Annotated in this window: 14 protein-coding genes and 1 pseudogene; 12 read left to right on the plus strand and 3 right to left on the minus strand. The window is 67.6% G+C overall.

The annotated features are described in order from the left end of the window. Positions 1–13 precede the first annotated feature (13 nt). Complete coding sequence (locus tag QO011_RS11310) at positions 14–2,506, minus strand: putative bifunctional diguanylate cyclase/phosphodiesterase (protein ID WP_307271706.1); 2,493 nt, start codon at positions 2,504–2,506, stop codon at positions 14–16. A 278-nt stretch (positions 2,507–2,784) separates the two neighbouring features. Between QO011_RS11310 and rimO the strand changes: the two genes are divergently transcribed. Then, positions 2,785–4,137: a 30S ribosomal protein S12 methylthiotransferase RimO gene (gene rimO, locus QO011_RS11315; RefSeq protein ID WP_307271709.1), complete on the plus strand. Its 1,353-nt coding sequence runs from the start codon at positions 2,785–2,787 to the stop codon at positions 4,135–4,137. Between the two features lie 166 nt (positions 4,138–4,303). On the opposite strand, the gene QO011_RS11320 is transcribed toward rimO, so the two are convergent. Continuing rightward, positions 4,304–5,176: an aldolase gene (locus QO011_RS11320; RefSeq protein ID WP_307271713.1), complete on the minus strand. Its 873-nt coding sequence runs from the start codon at positions 5,174–5,176 to the stop codon at positions 4,304–4,306. A gap of 179 nt (positions 5,177–5,355) precedes the next feature. On the opposite strand from QO011_RS11320, the gene QO011_RS11325 reads away from it, so the two are divergent. The 11 genes and pseudogenes from QO011_RS11325 to QO011_RS11375 all read left to right on the plus strand — a co-directional run bounded on the left by QO011_RS11325 (position 5,356) and on the right by QO011_RS11375 (position 17,147). Further along, entirely contained in the window at positions 5,356–6,366 is a 1,011-nt protein-coding gene (locus tag QO011_RS11325; protein ID WP_307271715.1) for a LacI family DNA-binding transcriptional regulator, read from the plus strand. A gap of 95 nt (positions 6,367–6,461) precedes the next feature. Next, a complete protein-coding gene (locus QO011_RS11330) occupies positions 6,462–7,787 on the plus strand; it encodes an ABC transporter substrate-binding protein (RefSeq protein ID WP_307271717.1) in 1,326 nt (441 codons plus the stop codon). Between the two features lie 87 nt (positions 7,788–7,874). Beyond that, positions 7,875–8,702: a carbohydrate ABC transporter permease gene (locus tag QO011_RS11335; RefSeq protein ID WP_307271720.1), complete on the plus strand. Its 828-nt coding sequence runs from the start codon at positions 7,875–7,877 to the stop codon at positions 8,700–8,702. Between the two features lie 3 nt (positions 8,703–8,705). After that, positions 8,706–9,521: a carbohydrate ABC transporter permease gene (locus QO011_RS11340; RefSeq protein ID WP_307271724.1), complete on the plus strand. Its 816-nt coding sequence runs from the start codon at positions 8,706–8,708 to the stop codon at positions 9,519–9,521. Next, positions 9,518–10,435, plus strand: coding sequence for a sugar kinase (locus QO011_RS11345; protein WP_307271726.1), 918 nt, complete (start codon positions 9,518–9,520; stop codon positions 10,433–10,435). The genes QO011_RS11340 and QO011_RS11345 overlap by 4 nt, the downstream gene beginning before the upstream one ends. 49 nt (positions 10,436–10,484) lie before the next feature. Further along, positions 10,485–11,219 carry a cyclase family protein gene (locus QO011_RS11350; RefSeq protein WP_307271728.1) on the plus strand — a complete coding sequence of 245 codons (735 nt, stop codon included), beginning with the start codon at positions 10,485–10,487 and terminating at the stop codon, positions 11,217–11,219. A gap of 55 nt (positions 11,220–11,274) precedes the next feature. Further along, the gene (locus QO011_RS11355) at positions 11,275–11,997 is read left to right on the plus strand and encodes an SDR family NAD(P)-dependent oxidoreductase (RefSeq protein ID WP_307271730.1); all 723 of its coding nucleotides are present in this window, start codon (positions 11,275–11,277) and stop codon (positions 11,995–11,997) included. Next, a pseudogene (locus QO011_RS11360) lies at positions 11,991–12,295 on the plus strand (aldehyde dehydrogenase family protein); the annotation flags it as partial. The gene QO011_RS11355 and the pseudogene QO011_RS11360, both read left to right, overlap by 7 nt. A 274-nt stretch (positions 12,296–12,569) precedes the next feature. Continuing rightward, positions 12,570–13,583, plus strand: coding sequence for an ABC transporter substrate-binding protein (locus tag QO011_RS11365; protein WP_370881947.1), 1,014 nt, complete (start codon positions 12,570–12,572; stop codon positions 13,581–13,583). A gap of 85 nt (positions 13,584–13,668) precedes the next feature. Next, positions 13,669–16,155 carry an ATP-binding cassette domain-containing protein gene (locus QO011_RS11370; protein WP_307271735.1) on the plus strand — a complete coding sequence of 829 codons (2,487 nt, stop codon included), beginning with the start codon at positions 13,669–13,671 and terminating at the stop codon, positions 16,153–16,155. Next, positions 16,152–17,147 (plus strand): ABC transporter permease, encoded by a 996-nt coding sequence (locus QO011_RS11375; protein ID WP_307271737.1) that lies wholly within the window; start codon positions 16,152–16,154, stop codon positions 17,145–17,147. The genes QO011_RS11370 and QO011_RS11375 overlap by 4 nt, the downstream gene beginning before the upstream one ends. A gap of 9 nt (positions 17,148–17,156) precedes the next feature. On the opposite strand, the gene QO011_RS11380 is transcribed toward QO011_RS11375, so the two are convergent. Continuing rightward, complete coding sequence (locus QO011_RS11380; protein ID WP_307271740.1) at positions 17,157–17,870, minus strand: transcriptional regulator NanR; 714 nt, start codon at positions 17,868–17,870, stop codon at positions 17,157–17,159. Positions 17,871–17,919: the final 49 nt, after the last annotated feature.

The raw sequence follows: 17,919 nt of genomic DNA on the forward strand, positions 1-17,919 counted from the left end.
CCGGGGCCCGCGCTCACGCCTCCACCGCGATGCGCGGACGCAGGAGCTCGGCAATGATGTGGGCGGGCCGCGGCGGACTGACATAGTAGCCCTGCGCCTCGGTGCAGCCCTGCTCGCGCACCTTGTGCATCTGTGCCTCGGTCTCGACCCCTTCGGCCGTGGTGGCCATGCCGAGGCTGGCGCCCAGCATCGCCACCGCCTTGACGATGGCGAGGCACCCCTCGGCCTCGCCCAGCTCGCGCACGAAAGATCGGTCGATCTTGATGCGGTCGAAGGGAAAGGCGCGGAGATAGCTGAGCGAGGAATAGCCGGTGCCGAAATCGTCCATGGCGATGCGCACGCCGAGGCTGCGCAGGTGATGCAGGATCGCCAGCGTCGCCTCGCTGTCCGCCAGCAAAACCGATTCCGTGATCTCCAGCTCCAGCCGGTTCGGCGCCAGTCCCGTCTCGGCCAGGACGGCCACGACGGTGTGGGCCAGCGTGCGGGACTTGAACTGCGCCGCCGACAGGTTGACCGCCACCTTGATGCCGTCCGGCCAGGTCGTCGCCTGGGCGCAGGCGGTGCGCAGCACCCAGGTGCCGAGCGGCACGATCAGCCCGAATTCCTCGGCCAGCGGGATGAACTCGGCCGGCGGCACCATGCCGCGTTCGGGGTGGTGCCAGCGCAGCAGCGCCTCGCAGGCGGTGATCGCCTCGCTGCGGGCGTCGACCACCGGCTGGTAGTAGACCTCGAACTCCTGGGCCGCCAGCGCCTTGCGGAGGTCGAGCTCGAGCTGGCGCCGCTCGGTGACGCGGGCATCCATCGCCCGCTCGAAGAAGCGGCAGATGTTGCGGCCGTCGGACTTGGCGCGGTAGAGCGCCATGTCGGCGTTGCGCAGCAGCAGCTCGGCCGTCATGCCGTCATCGGGCGCGAAGGCGATGCCGACGCTGGCTCCGATCACCGCCTGGTCGCCGTCGAGGTCGTAAGGCGCCGACACCGCCTCGATGATCCGTCGTCCCAGCGCCCCGGCCTGTTGCGGCGTCTCGACCTCGGGCGTCAGCACGACGAACTCGTCGCCGCCCAGGCGCGCCACGGTGTCGTGCTGGCCGAGGCAGGCCTTCACGCGCTCCGTGGCCTCCTGCAGCAGCCGGTCGCCGGCGGAATGGCCGAGCGTGTCGTTCACCGCCTTGAAGCGGTCGAGGTCGAGGCAGAGCACGGCCAGGCGCCCGCCGTGCTGCACCCGGCCGAGCGCCTCCTCCATCCGCTCGCGCAGCCGCATGCGGTTGGGCAAGCCGGTCAGGGCGTCGTGGCTGGCGAGATAGCGGATCTGCGCCTCCGCCCGCAGGGTCTCGGTGATGTCCTCGTGGGTGGCGACATAGCCACCGCCGCCGATGACGGCGTGGCGGATCTGCACCGTCCGTCCATCGACCAGCGGCACCTGGAAGGCGGCGTTGCGCCCGGCGGCGGTGAGCTCGGCGGTGAGCCGGACATAGTGCTCGAGGTCGACCGGCGCGTTGCCGATCCTGACGCGGTACTGCAGGATCTCGGCCAGCGGCGTCCCCGGCAGCGTCATCTCGAGCGGCAGGTCGTACATGCCGGCATAGGTCGGGTTGCACAGGATCATCCGCCGCGCCTCGTCGAAGAGGCAGACGCCGTAGGGCATGTGGACGATGGCCGCGTCGAAGCGCCGGTTCTGCTCGGCCAGCGCCCGCTCGGCCAGCACGCGCCCCGTCGTATCCTCGCACGTGAAGAGCCAGCCGCCGTCGTGCATCGGCGCATAGGCGATGGTGACGATGCGCCCGTCCGGCAGATCGCGCTGGAACGCGCCGGCCCGCCCACCGGCAAGACGCTCCTGCCACTGTGCCAGCACCGTTGCGGGATCCGTGTCGCGATGGAGGCCGGCTTCGAAGGCACGCATCAGGATGTCCTCGCCGCTCATGCCGACGACGACCGCGCCTTCCGCGAGCCCCGTCACCGCATGGATGCGCCGGTTGATCATGCGCACACGACGATCCCCGTCGATCAGGATGAGGCCCTGGCGCAGATTGTCGAGCGTCGCCTGGAACAGCTCGGCCTGGGCCGAGAGCTGGCTCTCCTGGGCGAGCAGGCGGGCGTTCTGCCGGCGGAATTCGCGGTTGGCCGCAAGCAGCGCCCGGTTCGACGCTTCCAGCAGCCGGCGCGCCTCGTCGAAGGCGCTCTCGGCCGAAGTCCGAGCCAGCAGCCGGCGCAGCAACCGCGCCTCGGCCTCGGTGCCCGGCTCTGCGAAGAAGAGGCGGTTCATCTGCGACGGCGGAAGGTCGCGGTGCGCCAGGGCTCGCGGCAGGACCAGGACCAGCGCCGGGTCGAGCGCGGCCAGGCGGCTCGCCGTCGCCAGGCCGCCGGCCCGCAGGATGGCGAGCGCGAACGGCCGACCGGCGGCGAGGGCGCGGCGCAGCGCCTGAAGGGCATGGGGATTGCGGACGGACGCGGCGCCGCGCAAGTCCGCGAGCGCCACGCCGGGTCCGGTCGCCCCGTCCGCGGGCTGCACGACAAGCACCCTGCACGCCTCGCCCCCGTCTGGGAACGCGCGCCAGATTCCCGCCCTTTCCCTGGACTTCGGCATGCGCCGCCCGTCCGATGTCGCGATCGATCGCGCCAGCTAAGCCGCGACAACCTAACTTTCGGTTACATCGAACGCCTGCAACTATCGGAATTCGTGCAATGGCGACCGGGCGGCGCCCGCGACACATCGCCCGTGCCGATCATTTGCAATCGGCGACCCGTTGGCGCAGAGAAGCGCCAATCATCACCCGAACGGAGCAAACCATGGCGCTGATCGACGCCCCCGAGCAAACGGCTGACGGCAAGACCGCGCCCACGGTCTCCTTCGTCTCGCTCGGTTGCCCGAAAGCGCTGGTGGACTCCGAGCGGATCCTCACCCAGCTGCGCGCCGAAGGCTATGGCATCACCCGCAGCCACCACGGCGCGGACCTCGTCATCGTCAACACCTGCGGCTTCCTCGACAGCGCCAAGGCGGAATCGCTCGCCGCCATCGGCGATGCCATGGCCGAGAACGGCAAGGTCATCGTCACCGGCTGCATGGGCGCGCAGCCCGAGGAGATCCGCGGCCATTTTCCCGGCGTGCTGGCGGTCACCGGCCCGCAGCAATACGAGACCGTGGTCGCGGCCGTGCACGAGGCGGCGCCGCCGGCGCACGACCCCTTCGTCGACCTGGTGCCGCCGCAGGGCCTGAAGCTGACGCCGCGCCACTACGCCTATCTGAAGATCTCCGAGGGCTGCAACAACCGCTGCTCCTTCTGCATCATCCCGCAGCTGCGCGGCGACCTTGTCAGCCGGCCGGCCGCCGAGGTGATGCGCGAGGCGGAGAAGCTGGTGAAGGCGGGCGTCAAGGAGCTGCTCGTCATCAGCCAGGACACCAGCGCCTATGGCGTCGACATCCGCTATGCCGAAAGCCCTTGGCGTGACCAGCCGCTCAAGGCCAAGTTCGCCGACCTCTCCGGCGCGCTCGGCGAGCTCGGCGTCTGGGTGCGCATGCACTACGTCTACCCCTACCCCCATGTCGACGAGGTCATCCCGCTGATGGCCGAGCGCAAGATCCTGCCCTATCTCGACATCCCCTTCCAGCACGCCTCGCCCCGGGTGCTCAAGGCGATGCGCCGGCCGGGCAACCAGGACAAGACCCTGGAGCGCATCCGGCGCTGGCGCGAGATCTGCCCGGACATCACGCTGCGCTCGACCTTCATCGTCGGCTTCCCCGGCGAGACGGACGAGGATTTCGAGCTGCTGCTCGACTGGCTCGCCGAAGCCCAGCTCGACCGCGTCGGCTGCTTCCAATACGAGCCGGTGCAGGGCGCCACCGCCAACGGCCTCGGCCTCGAAGCGGTTCCGGACACGGTCAAGGCGCAGCGCCACAAGCGCTTCATGGCGGCCCAGCAGGCGATCTCGACCCGCAAGCTCAAGGCCAAGGTCGGCAAGCGCCTGCCCGTCATCATCGATGAGGCCGGCCCGAGCGTCGCCAAGGGCCGCTCCATGGCCGACGCGCCCGAGATCGACGGCAATGTCTATGTCGCCAGCCGCCGGCCGCTGCGCCAGGGCGACATCGTCACGGTGAAGATCGAGCGCTCCGACGCCTACGACCTGCACGGGGTGGCGGTGTAGGCAGGGGCTGCAGCAGCGGGCCGAGCTCTTCCCTCAGCCCCTGCATGACCGCGCGGACCGCCGGCGCATTGCGCAGGCCCGTGTCGACGATCAGCCAGACGCCGTGGGTGAGAGGCGGCTCGGTACCGGCATGAGGCCAGCCGGCGCAGAGCGCGGCACCCACGCCTCAGACGATTCGATCCACCACATCGCATAGCCGCTGCAGACGCGGAATGCTGTCCTTCTCAAGGGCAAGATCCATATCGTCCGCGCCGATCACAGTTCTCCAAACCGCGCGACCCGCGAGAAAGCCCATGGCGCCTTCCTTGCAGGCCCATTCGACCGCCTGCGGGAAGTCATCCGGCGCGACGCCGGACGACAGGACGACCCACGGCCCCTCGATGATCCTGGTCAGCTCCGCTGCCTGCTGCCGCACGACCGCCTCGCCACCCTTGCCGTAGTTCGGAACCTCTGCCTTGTAGAGATCGGCGCCCCTGGCCCCGAGTTCCCTGGCCGCCGCCAGGATGCCAGCCTCGGCATTCCATGACCGGCCGTCGCGCGGCTTGCGCGAGACAGGCTCGATGATGCTGACCAGTCCTGCACTCCGGCACCGCGCAATGAAGGCGTCGACCATGGCGATGCGCTTTTCGGCCGATTCATCCGGCCGCCACGTGACGAGAAGCTTCATGGCGATGCCGCCATCGCGACGCACGATCTCCGGGTCGACTTCCCCGTCGATGACGACATCGCCGACCAGTTCGTCCGCGCTCGCGATGAAACGATCCGCAGCCGCGATGATCCCGCAACCCGGCGCGACGGCGTTCTCCCGGATCGCACGCGACCAGGCGAATTGTCGGTCGATGAGCACGGCGGACGCATAAGGGGTGAGCGCCCTCAGCGCCGCGATCTTGAAGTCGGAAAGCTGCTCGTCCGTGACCGGATGGCTCTGCTTCTCCGCGAACATGGCGCGCATCGACTCGCGCTGATCGACCGCGAGCATGGCGAAGGCGCCCGAAGGCCGCTTGAGCGAACTGAGTTTCGTAACGGAAGCGGCACCCATGTCGACCTTCTCCTCGACGGGACATCGCCCGCCCCTGTTCATTCTTCGGCTCACTCCATAGTCAAGCTTCTGTCAGATGTAAACGTTGACCATGGTCAAAAAATATGATGTACACGTTGTCATTGGCTCTTCGGGGCAGCGCTAGACCTGACGGGACCCTCGACGGGAGGGAACAATTCATGTCCGCAGACGGCACAAGAAAGCCGCCAAACGTGTTCGATGTCGCGAGAGTGTCGGGCGTATCGACGGCAACGGTCTCGCGGGTCTTCACCGGAAAGACCAACCGCGTCGCGCCGGAGACCGTCGAGCGCGTCACGGCAGCCGCAAAGAGCCTGGGCTACACACCGTCGGAGATCGGCAGGTCGTTGCGGCTCGCGACGACGAAGGTGGTCGTCCTGCTGGTGCCCGATGCCACGAACGACTTTTGCGCGGATGTGGCGATCTCCCTCGAACAGTCGCTGAAGGGTATCGGGCTTTCGATGGTCCTCGCGAACACCGGGGAGGATCCGGAGCGACAGGACCAGCTCCTGGACGATGCGGAAGGCCTGCGGCCGCACGCCATCATCCTTCTCGGCGCCATGGATACGCCAAGGCTCCGGCAGGCCGCGCAGTCCAAGCGAGCGATCATCTTCGTCAATCGCAGGCCGCCGCCGACGATCAAAGGGCCGTTCGTGGGCATCGACAACGAGGCGGCGGGCTACGCGGTGGCGGAACACTTCATCAGGCAGGGGTTCTCGGACTGCGCGATCATCCATGGCCCCCGTCGGTATTCGGCCAGCCGCGGCCGTCTGGAAGGCTTCCTGCGCTGTCTCTCCGAACGCGGGATCGACACGGGGTCGGTGCGGCAGATCGAGAGCGCCCTCACCATGGAAGCAGGCTACAAGCACGGCCTTGCGCTGCTTCGAGCCGACCATCCGCCGCGCGCCGTCTTCTGCGGCAACGACATGATCGCCTATGGCATCAACCGCGCCGCCACCGAAACCGGCGCACGGGTTCCCGAGGATGTCGCGATCTGCGGCTTCGACGATAACCGCGTCAATGACTGGCTGGCGCCCTGGCTGACGACAGTGCGTGTTCCAGCTCTGGATTTCGGTCCAGCGGTGATCTCCCTGCTAAACGACCAAGAAGCAATGCCGAAGACGAGCGAAGTCATACTGCCGTTTTCGATGACGATCCGCAAATCGGCTTGAGCAATTTCAAGCTGCAGTCAGCCTGCCGGGCCATGCCCTGCGCAGACAATGGAATAGTGCGCGCAAAAAGCGCGCCTTTGACGAGGAGGGAATGCATGAAGACGTTACTTCTATCGACGATGCTCGCCCTTGGCGCATTCGCCGCCAATGCAACAGATATCACCGTGGCCACCGTCAACAATCCCGACATGGCCTTGATGGAGAAGTTGAGCACCGAGTTCACGAAGGCCCATCCCGACATCACCGTGAAGTTCGTCGTGCTTCCGGATGCGGTGCTACGCCAGAACATCACGCAAGACGTCGCGGTCGGCGGCGGCCGCTATGACATCGTCACCGTAGGGCCGTTCGAGGTTCAGGCCGGATGGGTCACCAACAAATGGCTGGCCCCCCTGACCCCCATGTTCGACAGCCTGCCTGCCGAAGCCAAGGCGAAGTATGACCTTGACGATCTCATCCCGACCATCCGTGGCGCGATGACGGTGGACGACGAGCTCTATGGCCTGCCGTTCTACGGCGAGAGCTCCTTCACGATGTACCGCAAGGATCTCTTCGAAAAGGCAGGGATCGAGATGCCGGACCAGCCGACCTGGACCCAGGTCGCCGAGGCGGCCTGCAAGCTGAACGATCCGGCGAACGGCATCTACGGCATCGCCATGAAGGGCGTCCCGGACTATGGCCAGTTGGCTCCCTTCATCACCTTCATGCATTCCTATGGCGCGAAATGGTTCGACGAGACGTGGCAGCCGCAGATCAACAGCCCGGCCTTCAAGAAAGCCTTCACCGCCTATACCGACCTCGTGAAGACGTGTGGTGCGCCTGGAGCACCGAGCATCGGGTTCAACGAAGCCTTGACGCTGATGAGCCAAGGGAAGGCCGCGATCTGGGTCGACGCGACGGTCGCCGCCGGGTTCCTGGCGGACGAGAAGACCTCGAAGGTCGCCGGCAAGATCGGCTACGCGGAAGCTCCCACCGAAGGTTCCAGGAACGGCTCCGCCTGGCTCTACACCTGGGCGCTGGCGATCGTGAACAGCTCCAAGCAAAAGGATGCCAGCTTCGAGTTCATCCGGTGGGCGACGTCCAAGGACTATGTCGACCTCGTTGCCAGGACCGAGGGCGCCCTGCGCATTCCCCCCGGCACGCGCACGTCGACCTACTCTCGGGCTGACTATGTCAAGGCAGCTCCCTTTGCGCCGGTCGTGCTGAAGGCCATCCAGGCCGCCGACATGAAGAAGCCCGCGAAGGATCCTGTGCCTTACACCGGCACGGCGCAGGTCAACATCCCGGAATATGCCGCCTGGGCCGCCGAGTTCGGCCAGAACTTTTCCGCGGTCATCGCCGGAAGCCTGACGGTCGACGAGGCGCTCGATCGCTCCCAGCAGGCCGCCGAGCGGGTCATGACCGACGCCGGCTATATCAAGTAAAAGGAAGAGGCGGTCGTGACAGCCATCACCATGAGCGCGGCCCGACCGGGCCGCCTCGCACCCTCGAGATGGGCGACATGGCCCGCCGTGACGTATCTGATCGTCACGACACAGATCCCGCTGGTCGCGACGCTCTACCTGAGCCTGCATTCCTGGAACCTGCTCTATCCCGCAAGACCGCTGCGCTTCGTGGGGTGGGCGAACTACACCTTCGTCTTCTCCGATCCGGTGTTCCGGATGGCCATCGGCAACACCGTCCTGTTCACGGTGAGCGTGGCGATCGCGACGACGCTGATCGGTCTCGGCCTGGCCTTGCTCGTGAATCGCCTGACATTCGGCAGGGGTCTGGCGTATTCGCTCCTGTTTGCCCCGTTCCTCATCATGGAGACGGTCAGTCCGATCATCTGGAAGAACATGATCCTCAATCCGATCTACGGATTGTTGAACTTCGCGCTGACGTCGATCGGCCTCGCCCCTGTCGACCTCATCACGAATGCACCGAAGTTCGCCGTCATGCTCATGATCGTCTGGCAGTGGTCGCCGTTCATGATGCTGATCCTCCTCGCCGGGCTGCAATCCGTGTCGCAGGAGACGATCGAGGCGGCAAAAATCGATGGCGCCAATCCCTGGAACCAGTTCCTTCACATCACCTTGCCGCACCTCGTTCCCTATCTCTGCGTCGGCATGCTGATCGAGGCGATCCTGATCCTCCCGGTATTTGGCCCGATCTATGTCGGCACCTATGGCGGTCCGGGCAACCAGACCACCAATCTCATGTTCGCGGTCTACCGGATGCTGACCGAGCAATACGAGATCGGCCGCGCCGCCGCCGGCGGCATCATCACGGCCGTCATGACCACGATCGTCTCGCTCGCGCTCCTCGCCTATGTGCGCCCTTACATGGAAAGGCACTGAGCCATGCGGTCCTCGCGACGCCAGATCGGGCCGGCGGCCCTGACCTTCCTGGTCGCCGGCGCCATGTGCTTCCCGATCCTCTGGACGTTCTTCACCGGGTTCAAGAACGAGCCGGATGCGATTGCGATGCCGCCGACGGTGTTCGTGCCGCTGACCCTGGAACATTATGAAGGCGCATTGACCGGGAACTATCCGCACTATCTGGCCAACACGTTGATCGCGGTGGTCGGCTCGATCCTCGCCGCCTTCGCCCTCGGACTGCCCGCGGCCTACAAGCTCGCCTTCTTTCCCGGTCGGAAGGCGAACGACATCCTGTTTTTCGCGCTCTCGACACGCTTCATGCCGGGCGTCGCCGTCATCGTGCCGATCTTCCTGCTCTATGCCAAGACAGGACTGATCGACAGTTTGACCGGCCTCGTGATCATGTATACGACGCTGAACATTCCCATCGTCATCTGGCTCATGCGGTCCTTCTTCAAGGACATTCCCTACGAGCTGGTCGAAGCCGCCCTGATGGAGGGCGCAGGTCATCGTGCAATCTTTTTCGAGCTTGTCCTGCCGCTCGCAAAGGCGGGCCTGGCGACGACGACGTTCCTTCTGCTCATCCTGACCTGGAACGAGTTCTTCTTCGCGGTGAACCTCTCGGGTCACGGCGCAGCGACGCTGCCCGTCTACATGGCGTCGTTCTTCACGTCGGAAGGGCAGAGCTGGGCCCGGATGTCGGCAGCGGCGATCCTGGCGGTGCTGCCCGTCCTCGCCGTCGGATGGATCGCCTCCCGCGCCCTGATCAAGGGCACGCTGTCCGGAGCGGTGAAATGACGGCGCGGGTCATGTGCGTCGGCGGCGCGGTGATCGACCTCATCTATGAGGTCGACGCCCTGCCTTCGCAGGACGGGAAGATGCTTGCCCTCTCCTATCGCGAGAGCGGCGGCGGCATGGCGGCCAACGCCGCCGTGATTGTCGCCCGCCTCGGCGGCGAGGCAGCCTGGTGCGGGCGGCTCGGCGACGACGACAAGGGACGCCGGATCCTTGACGGCCTTCGGCAGGAGAAGGTCGACGTGCGCCACGCGCGGCTCGTGGCTGGGGTCCAGTCGTCTCATTCCATCGTCCTCGTCGATGGCGAGGGCAACCGGGCCATCATCATCTATCGTTCCGACGCCTTCGAGCCCGATACGACGTGGCTGCCGATCTCGAGCATCCTCCAGGCCGACGCGATCGTCGCCGACAACCGCTGGGTCGAGGGCGCCAGCCTGGTTCTTTCGGCGGCGCGCCAACACGGCAAGCCCGCGGTTCTCGACGCGGACACGGCGACGGACAGGGCGACGCTGACCGCAGTCAGGGCGGCCTCCCACGCGATCTTTTCGACGCCAGGATTAGCCGGCCTGTACGGCACCCCGAATCCCGGCGAAGGCCTTCGCCAGGCGTCCCGGGACTGTCCCTTCGTAGCGGTGACCATGGGCGGCTCGGGCGTGATGTGGATCGACAGCGGCGGCATGGCGCGGTCGATGCCCGCCTTTCCAATCGGCGCGGTCGAGACAGTCGGAGCCGGGGATATTTTCCACGGCGCCTTCGCGCTGGCTCTCGTCGAAACCCGCGACGAAGTGGCCGCGCTCCGCTTCGCCTCCGCCACCGCCGCACTCAAGTGCATGGGAAGGGGTGGGCGGGCGAGCTTTCCCGACCGTGCGGCAGTCGAGAAATTCCTGAACCAGCATCCGCCCGAAGCAAGGGCATAGGGCCCGGGCCGAGACGGCGCCGGGACTTGCAAGAACGCCAGGAGGAGAAATGCCCGAAAACTCGGTCGATGCCCTGGGAGCGCTCATCCGGCAGATGCGATCGGTCGATCTCGCGCCGAAGCTCGAGCGCGGAATACCGAAGTTTCCCACGCACCCGCACATGGTGATCGACCCGACCGTGGTCCACAGGCGGGACGGATACTATTGCCAGTCGATCTCGATGGCCGAGCACACGGGCTGCCACTGCGATGCTCCCGCCCATATCCACGCCGACCGCATGCATGAGACGATCGAAACGTTCCCGGCCGACTGCCTCATCTCGACCGCCAGGGTCTACGACTTCTCGGGTCGGGATTGGCAGCCGGGGGAAATGCTGACCCGGGCCGACATCCTCGATTTCGAGACAGAGCACGGAGCACCGGCAGGCCCCGGCGACATTGCACTCGTCAATTTCGGCTGGCTGAAGCGCTACTGGCACGTCGATGAGCGCGCTCACTTCTATGCGAAGAACCAGCCAGGCATGGACGAGGGCGTGGCGAGCCTATTCCGCGAGCGCGGGGTCCGGGCGGTCGGCGCGGACACCATTGCCTGCGAGATCGCCACCGTCGACGGAGTCCTCGGCGACGACCCGGGTCACGGCCGCCACTGGCTGCCCCATGGAATCCTGATCCTGGAATGCGTCGCGCGGATGGAGCTGCTGCCCCGCAGCTGCTTCCTGTTCGCGGCTCCGCTACCCATCGAGAACGGTTCGGGGTCGCCGCTGCGGCCCGTCGCGTTCTTCTGAAACGAAAGACAACCGCGACCGACTTCGATCATCGACCAACTCAGAGAACCAGGACATGACAAACACGCCGAGCTTCAGCGTCGCGGGCAAGACCGTGCTCATCACCGGTGGTTCCGGGGGGATCGGGGGTGCCTTTGCCAAGGCGTTCCTCGACCATGGCGCGAGCGTGATCGTCGCTGACCTGGTGATGCCCAAGGGCACTATCGACCAGCGCATCCGCTACGAGATCCTCGACGTGCGCGAAGACGCAGGCGTCGAGGATCTCGCCGGGAGGGTCGGCACGCTCGACGTGGTCATCCACTGCGCCGGTCGCCTGGTTCGCTGGGAGGAGTACAGGCCCGAGGTCTTCAAGGAGATCATCGACATCCATCTCGTCGGGAACCTCAGGCTGGCGAACGCTTTCCGCCCCCACCTGAAGGCGACCAAGGGCTGCCTGATCAACATCGGCTCGATGTATTCGTTCTTCGGAGCGCCGCAGGTTCCGGCCTACGCGGCGGCCAAGACGGCGATCGTCTCGCTTACCAAGTCCCTCGCGATCTCGTTCGCGGCCGACGGCATAAGGGTCAACGCGATCGCCCCCGGGTGGATCAAGACTGAAATCAGCCGCGGGGGGCGGGAGAACCCGGAGTTCAATGCCAAAGTCGTCGCCCGCATTCCCGGCGGCGAGTGGGCGGAGCCGGAGGACCTGGCGGGTACGGCCATCTTCCTCGCCTCCGCGGCGTCATCCCTTATCAACGGCGTGACCATTCCGGTCGACGGCGGCTACCTGGCGAGCTGATCGAGGATCATCGCGACGCCCTTGCCGAGCTGCCGACGCGGGATCAGGGCAAGTCCTTGGCGGAGTCGAAGGGCGAGATCGGCGTGAGCGCCGCCTATATCCCATGGCTCGGAGAGGGGGCGCGGCGAATTTGCGCGACGTGCCCTCATCCTCCTGGCCGGGCCGTCGGATCACCGCCGCCAAGGAACCGATCGGCGTAGTCAGTGCGATCGCTCCGTCGACGTTTCCCTCGTCCACGCTGGCCCGGAAGATCGGCCCGGCGCTGGCTGCAGGTTGCACGGTCGTCGCGAAACCTTCCATGACCCGATTCTAATGTCAGACTCGAGCATATCCTCGCAATCTCCTATCAGATAACCGTGAATTGTCTTCCTCTCGCGAGAACCGTCGAGCGAGGGACGGCAGGTGCCGCCGCGGCGGATGCAACCGCCCGGACGCCGGGCCGTACTCCGCCACAACTGGTATGATGACGTGACTTGCACGTCATCGTCTCCTGTGGCATGGGTGCGGTCCGTCGTTCACGAGCCCGCCAAAGCGGGTCGTCACCGGGAGGAAACAACATGATCTTCAGTCGCATGACGCTGGTTCGCGGCGTGGCGGCCCTCGCCCTGGCCGGCGGCCTCGCCGGGCCGGCGCTGGCATCGGCCGACAAGCCGGTGATCGCGCTCTCCAACGCCTATTTCGGCAACACCTGGCGCCACCAGATGGTCGACGCCTTCGAGGCGGCGGCCAAGAAGGCCAAGGCCGACGGCACCATCGCCGACTACATCATCATGAACGGCGACGGCAGCGTCGCCCAGCAGAACAGCCAGATCGCCGAGCTCATCCTCAAGGGCGTCGACGCCATCGCCGTCGACGCGGCCTCCGAGACGGCCGTGAACGGCGTCATCGCCAAGGCCTGCGCCGCCGGCATCAAGGTCGTGTCCTTCGATTCCGTCGCGTCCTCGCCCTGCAACTACCAGCTCAACTTCGACTTCAAGGGCTACAAGAAGGAGCAGGCCGAGTGGGTGTTCAAGACGCTCGGCGGCAAGGGCAACATCATCCAGGTGCGTGGCGTCAAGGGTTCGGCGCCCGACAACGACATGTATAATTCCCAGGCTGAGGTCCTGAAGAACTACCCGGACATCAAGGTGGTGGCGACCGTCTACGGCCAGGCGACCGCCTCGGTGGCGCAGTCGGCCATCGCCAACGTGCTTCCGAGCCTGCCGCATGTCGACGCCGTGCTCGGCCAGGGCGGCAGCGACGATTTCGGCATCGCCCAGGCCTTCGACCAGTTCGGCGGTCCCTACAAGGACAAGCCGCCGATCATCGAGGGCGGCGGCTCCACCGACTTCGTCAAATGGTGGGCCGGCAAGGCGGCGAGCGGCTATTCCACCATCTCGATGAACACCACCCCGGGCATCGGCGGCGCCGCCTTCTATCTCGCCCTGGCGCTGGTCAAGGGCGCCGAGGCGCCGAAGCTGATGATCATGCCGGTCGCCACCATCACCGCCGACAACCTGAAGGACTATGCCGACCTGCCCTCCGGCCAGATCGTCAGCCCGACCTATTCGGCCGAATGGGTCGAGAAGAATCTCTTGAAGAAGTGAGCCCGGGAACGGCGACACGCCATGGCCGCCGGGGGCGCCCTCGCCCCCCGACGGCTCCAGTTCCCGCGCCGGGAGGCAGATATTCATGGCCGCATCCGGTCTGAGCGTTTCGGATAGTCCGGCCGAGGCCTCGCCCGCCGCTGCCGCACCGGTGGTCAGCCTCGTCGGCATCACCAAGGCCTTCGGGCCGACGCTCGCCAATTGCGACGTCTCCCTCGCCATCGCCCGCGGCGACGTGGTCGGCCTGGTCGGCGGCAACGGCGCCGGCAAGAGCACGCTGATGCGGGCCCTGTGCGGCGTCGCGCGGCCGGATTCCGGCACCATCGCCTTCGGCGGCGAGGCGCTCTCCTTCGATGCCTACGACACCGGGCAGGCGCAGGCGCGCGGCATCCGCATCGTGCACCAGGAATTGTCGCTGTGCGCCAATCTCAGCGTCGCCGAGAACTTCTTCCTGGAGGCGCCGGAGGCCGCGCGCCCCAGGCCCGGCTGGCGCGCCGCCTATCGCGGCCGCGCCCGCGCGGCGCTCGACGCCGTCTTCCCCGGCAACGGCATCGATGTCGACCGCGAGGTCGGACAATTGCCGATCGGCGAGCGCCAGATGGTCGAGATCGCCCGCGCCGTGGCGACGCCGGGCGTGCGCCTGGTCATCCTGGACGAGCCGACCTCCTCGCTCGGCCTGGAACGCAGCCGCCAGCTGCGCGGCTTCATCCATGCGCGGGCGGCCGAGGGCCTCGCCTTCATCTTCATCAGCCACAAGCTGTTCGAGATCATCGACGTCGCCAATCGCGTCGCCGTGCTGCGCAACGGCCGGCTGATCTGGGAGGGTGAGACGGGGCGGACCACGGTCCCCGACCTGGTGCGGCTGATGGGCGGCGAGGCCGCCGCCCATGACGGCCGGCCCCACCGCGCCCGCGCCGCGCCCGGCGACGTGCTGGTGCGTCTGAGCGGCGACGTCACGGCCGCGCTCGGCCGGGATGTCGAGCTGCGCCGGGGCGAGATCGTCGGCCTGGCAGGCCTGGAAGGCAGCGGCCAGAAGGTGCTGCTGCACAACGTCTTTGCGCCGGGTCGCGCCGACAGTGCCGGGGTGAGGCGCCTGGCGCCGGCGGCCTTCGTCTCCGGCGACCGCCAGCGCGAGGGCGTGTTTCCACTCTGGACGGTGCTCGCCAATATCGGCCTCGCCCGCATCGCCGGGGGCGCCGGCCTCGAGCTCCTGTCGCAGACGGCCGAGCAGGCCGCCGCCCGCCCGGCGGCCGAGCGCCTGCGCCTCGATGCCGATCGGCTCGCCTCCAACATCCTCGACCTCAGCGGCGGCAACCAGCAGAAGGCGCTCGTCGCCCGGGCTTTGGCCTGCGACGCGCCGATCATCCTCCTGGACGATCCGACCCGCGGCGTCGACGTCGCCGCCAAGCGCGACTTCTACGCCGTCACCCGCGACATCGCCGAGGCCGACCGGCTGGTGCTCTGGCACTCGACGGAAGACCTGGAATTCCTCGAATGCGACCGCGTGCTGGTGTTCGCCAATGGCCGCATCGTCCGCGACCTCGGGCCGGGCGAGATCAGCGAGCAGGCGATCGTCGACGCCTCGTTCACGCCCGCCGATGCGGGCGCGCCCGCCGCGGCCGCGGCCCGGCATCACGACGGCTCCCGCGCCTGGGCCGGGCGCCTGGTCGGCGCCGCGCCATTCCTCAGCCTGGCGCTGGTGCTGGCGGTCATGGTGCTGGCCAATCCGCGCACCGCCTCGGTGTTCGGCCTCGACCTCCTCCTGATGCCTGCCGTGCCGCTGGTGCTGGTGGCGCTCGGGCAGATGTTCGTGATCGGCGGCAGCGAGATCGACCTCGGCGCCGGCGCCTTCGCCGGCCTCGCCAACGTGATCAGCGCCACGCTGCTGTTCGACACGCCCGCGTTCGGCCTCGTCGCCCTCGCCGGCACGCTGGTCCTCTATGGCGTGCTCGGCGCGGTGATCCAGCTGCGCCGGATCCCGGCCATCGTGGTGACGCTCGGCGCCTCCTTCATCTGGACAGGCCTGGCCTACACGCTGCAGCCGACGCCCGGCGGTGCCAGCCCGGACTGGCTGACCGCCCTGTTCGCCTGGTCGGTGCCCGGCGTGCCGAGCTCGCTGCTGATCATCGGCCTGATCGCCATCCTCGCGCTGACCATCGATCGCTCGCCCCTCGGCGTGACGCTGCGGGCCTTCGGCAACAATCCGGCGGCCATGGCGCGCGGCGGCTGGCCGGCGCCGACCTATGCGGCGATCCGCTATGTCCTCGCCGGGCTGTTCGGCATGGCGGCCGGCCTGTCACTGACCGCCATCAACACCGCCAGCGACTTCAACGCCGGCAGCACCTACACCCTGCTCGGCGTCGCCGCCGCGGTGATCGGCGGCTGCAGCCTGATCGGCGGCCGGATCTCGGCGCCGGGCGTGGTCGCCGGCGCCGTCACCCTGTCGCTGATCGGCGCCCTGCTCGGCATGCTCGGCGTCAGCTCGGACTTCAATGCCGCGGTCCAGGGCATTCTCCTGCTGGCGATCCTGGCGATGCGCACGGCCGTGGCCCATGGGAGGGACGAGGAATGAACGCCTGGCACGCCGCCTTCCTCGACTGGTCCGGCCGCAACCGCTGGGTCTGGTCGGCGATCGGCATCCTCATCCTGTGGGCGGTGCTGTCGCTGGTCACCAGCCAGGTCTCGCTCTCCAGCCTGTCCGGCGTGGCGGTCTCGGCCTCCTTCCTCACCCTGATCGCCCTCGGGCAGACCGCCGTGGTGACGACCGGGCGCGGCAATGTCGATCTGTCCATCGCCAGCGTCATGACGCTGAGCGCCTATTGCGCCCTCATCGTCGTCGGCGGCCAGGACGGGCGGCTGCCGTTCGGCCTCGCCGCCACGCTCGGCCTCGGCCTTGCCGTCGGCGGCATCAACGCCGCGCTGGTGGTCATCGCCCGCATCCCGGCGATCATCGCGACGCTCGCGACCGGCTATGTGCTGGCGACCGCCACGCTGCTCGCCAACCGCGCCATCCCGGGCTTCGCCATTGCGCCGACGCTGCGCAGCGTGGCGACGGAGCGTGTCGGCGGCATGCCGATCATGGTGATGCTCGCGGTCGTGACGGTGGGCCTCGCCACCATCCTGTTCAACCGCACCGCCTATGGCCGGACCCTGTCGGCCGTGGGCCAGAACCTGCGGGCCGCGCGCCTCTCCGGCGTGCGCACCGGGCGGGTGGTGGCGAGCGCCTTCGTCGCGAGCTCCGTGCTGGCGGCCTTTACCGGCCTCTTGCTCGGCGCCTATGTCGGCGGCGCCTTCCTGGAGATGGGCCAGCCCTATCTCCTGCAGTCGCTCGGCGCGGTGGTGCTCGGCGGCACCCTGATCTTCGGCGGATCGGCCACGGCGCTCGGCACGATGCTCGGCAGCGTGCTCCTGATCCTCATCGTCACCACCATGCAGATCGCCGGGCTGCCGCCGGGCACGCAGGACATGGTCCAGGGCGTCGTCATCATCGCCGTGCTGGCCATGGCGGGAGGCTCCGTGATCCGCCGGCGGTCCAGGGCGCGCCTGGCCGGCGGCCGGGCCTGATGCGGCGGCTCAGCCGGCCTGGTGGATGTACAGGCTGGCGGAGCGGTCGAGATGCTTGACCATCGCCTGCTCGGCCGCGTCGGCGTCGTGCGCGGCGATGTGGCGGAGGATCTCCTCGTGCTCGGTGAGCGTGTACTTCTCCTTGCCGGTCCAGATCAGCATGTCGGTGTGGTATTGCCGGAGCCAGCCCAGCATCGCCTCGCTGACCGCCTCGAAGATCGGATTGCCCGATACGGCGGCGATCTGGGTGTGGAAGCGCATGTCGGCGGTGATGAAGGCTTCGGCCTCCCCCAGGCTCTGGCGCTGGCGCTCCAGGGTCGCGCGCAGGCCCTCGACCTCGCGCGCGCTCGCCTTCTTGGCCGCATCGCGCACCATGCCGCGCTCGAAGAAGCGCCGGGCCTCCTTGAGATGCTCCAGCGAATCGCGCGAGGTCGCCAGCATGATGTGGGCGGACTGGTCGACCTGCTGGAAGATGGATCGCGCGGTCAGGAGCCGCACCTTGGCCCGCTCGCCGTGCGAGATGGTGAGGAGGCCGATCTTGCTCAGTGCCTGCATGGCTTCGCGGATGGCAGGACGTCCGACGCCGAAGCGCTCCATCAGGTCGCGCTCGGACGGCATGGCGTCGCCGGGCTGCAGGTCGCCGCTGGTGATCATCAGCTTCAGGCGGTCGAACACCTCGTCCGAGAGCTTGCGGCGGACGATGGGATCGGAAGCTGAGGCCATGGGCGGAGGGTCCGATGCGGTGAGGTCGTCTGCAACCGGGGAACGGCGC

The sequence above is a fragment of the Labrys wisconsinensis genome (assembly GCF_030814995.1).
Taxonomy (GTDB): domain Bacteria; phylum Pseudomonadota; class Alphaproteobacteria; order Rhizobiales; family Labraceae; genus Labrys; species Labrys wisconsinensis.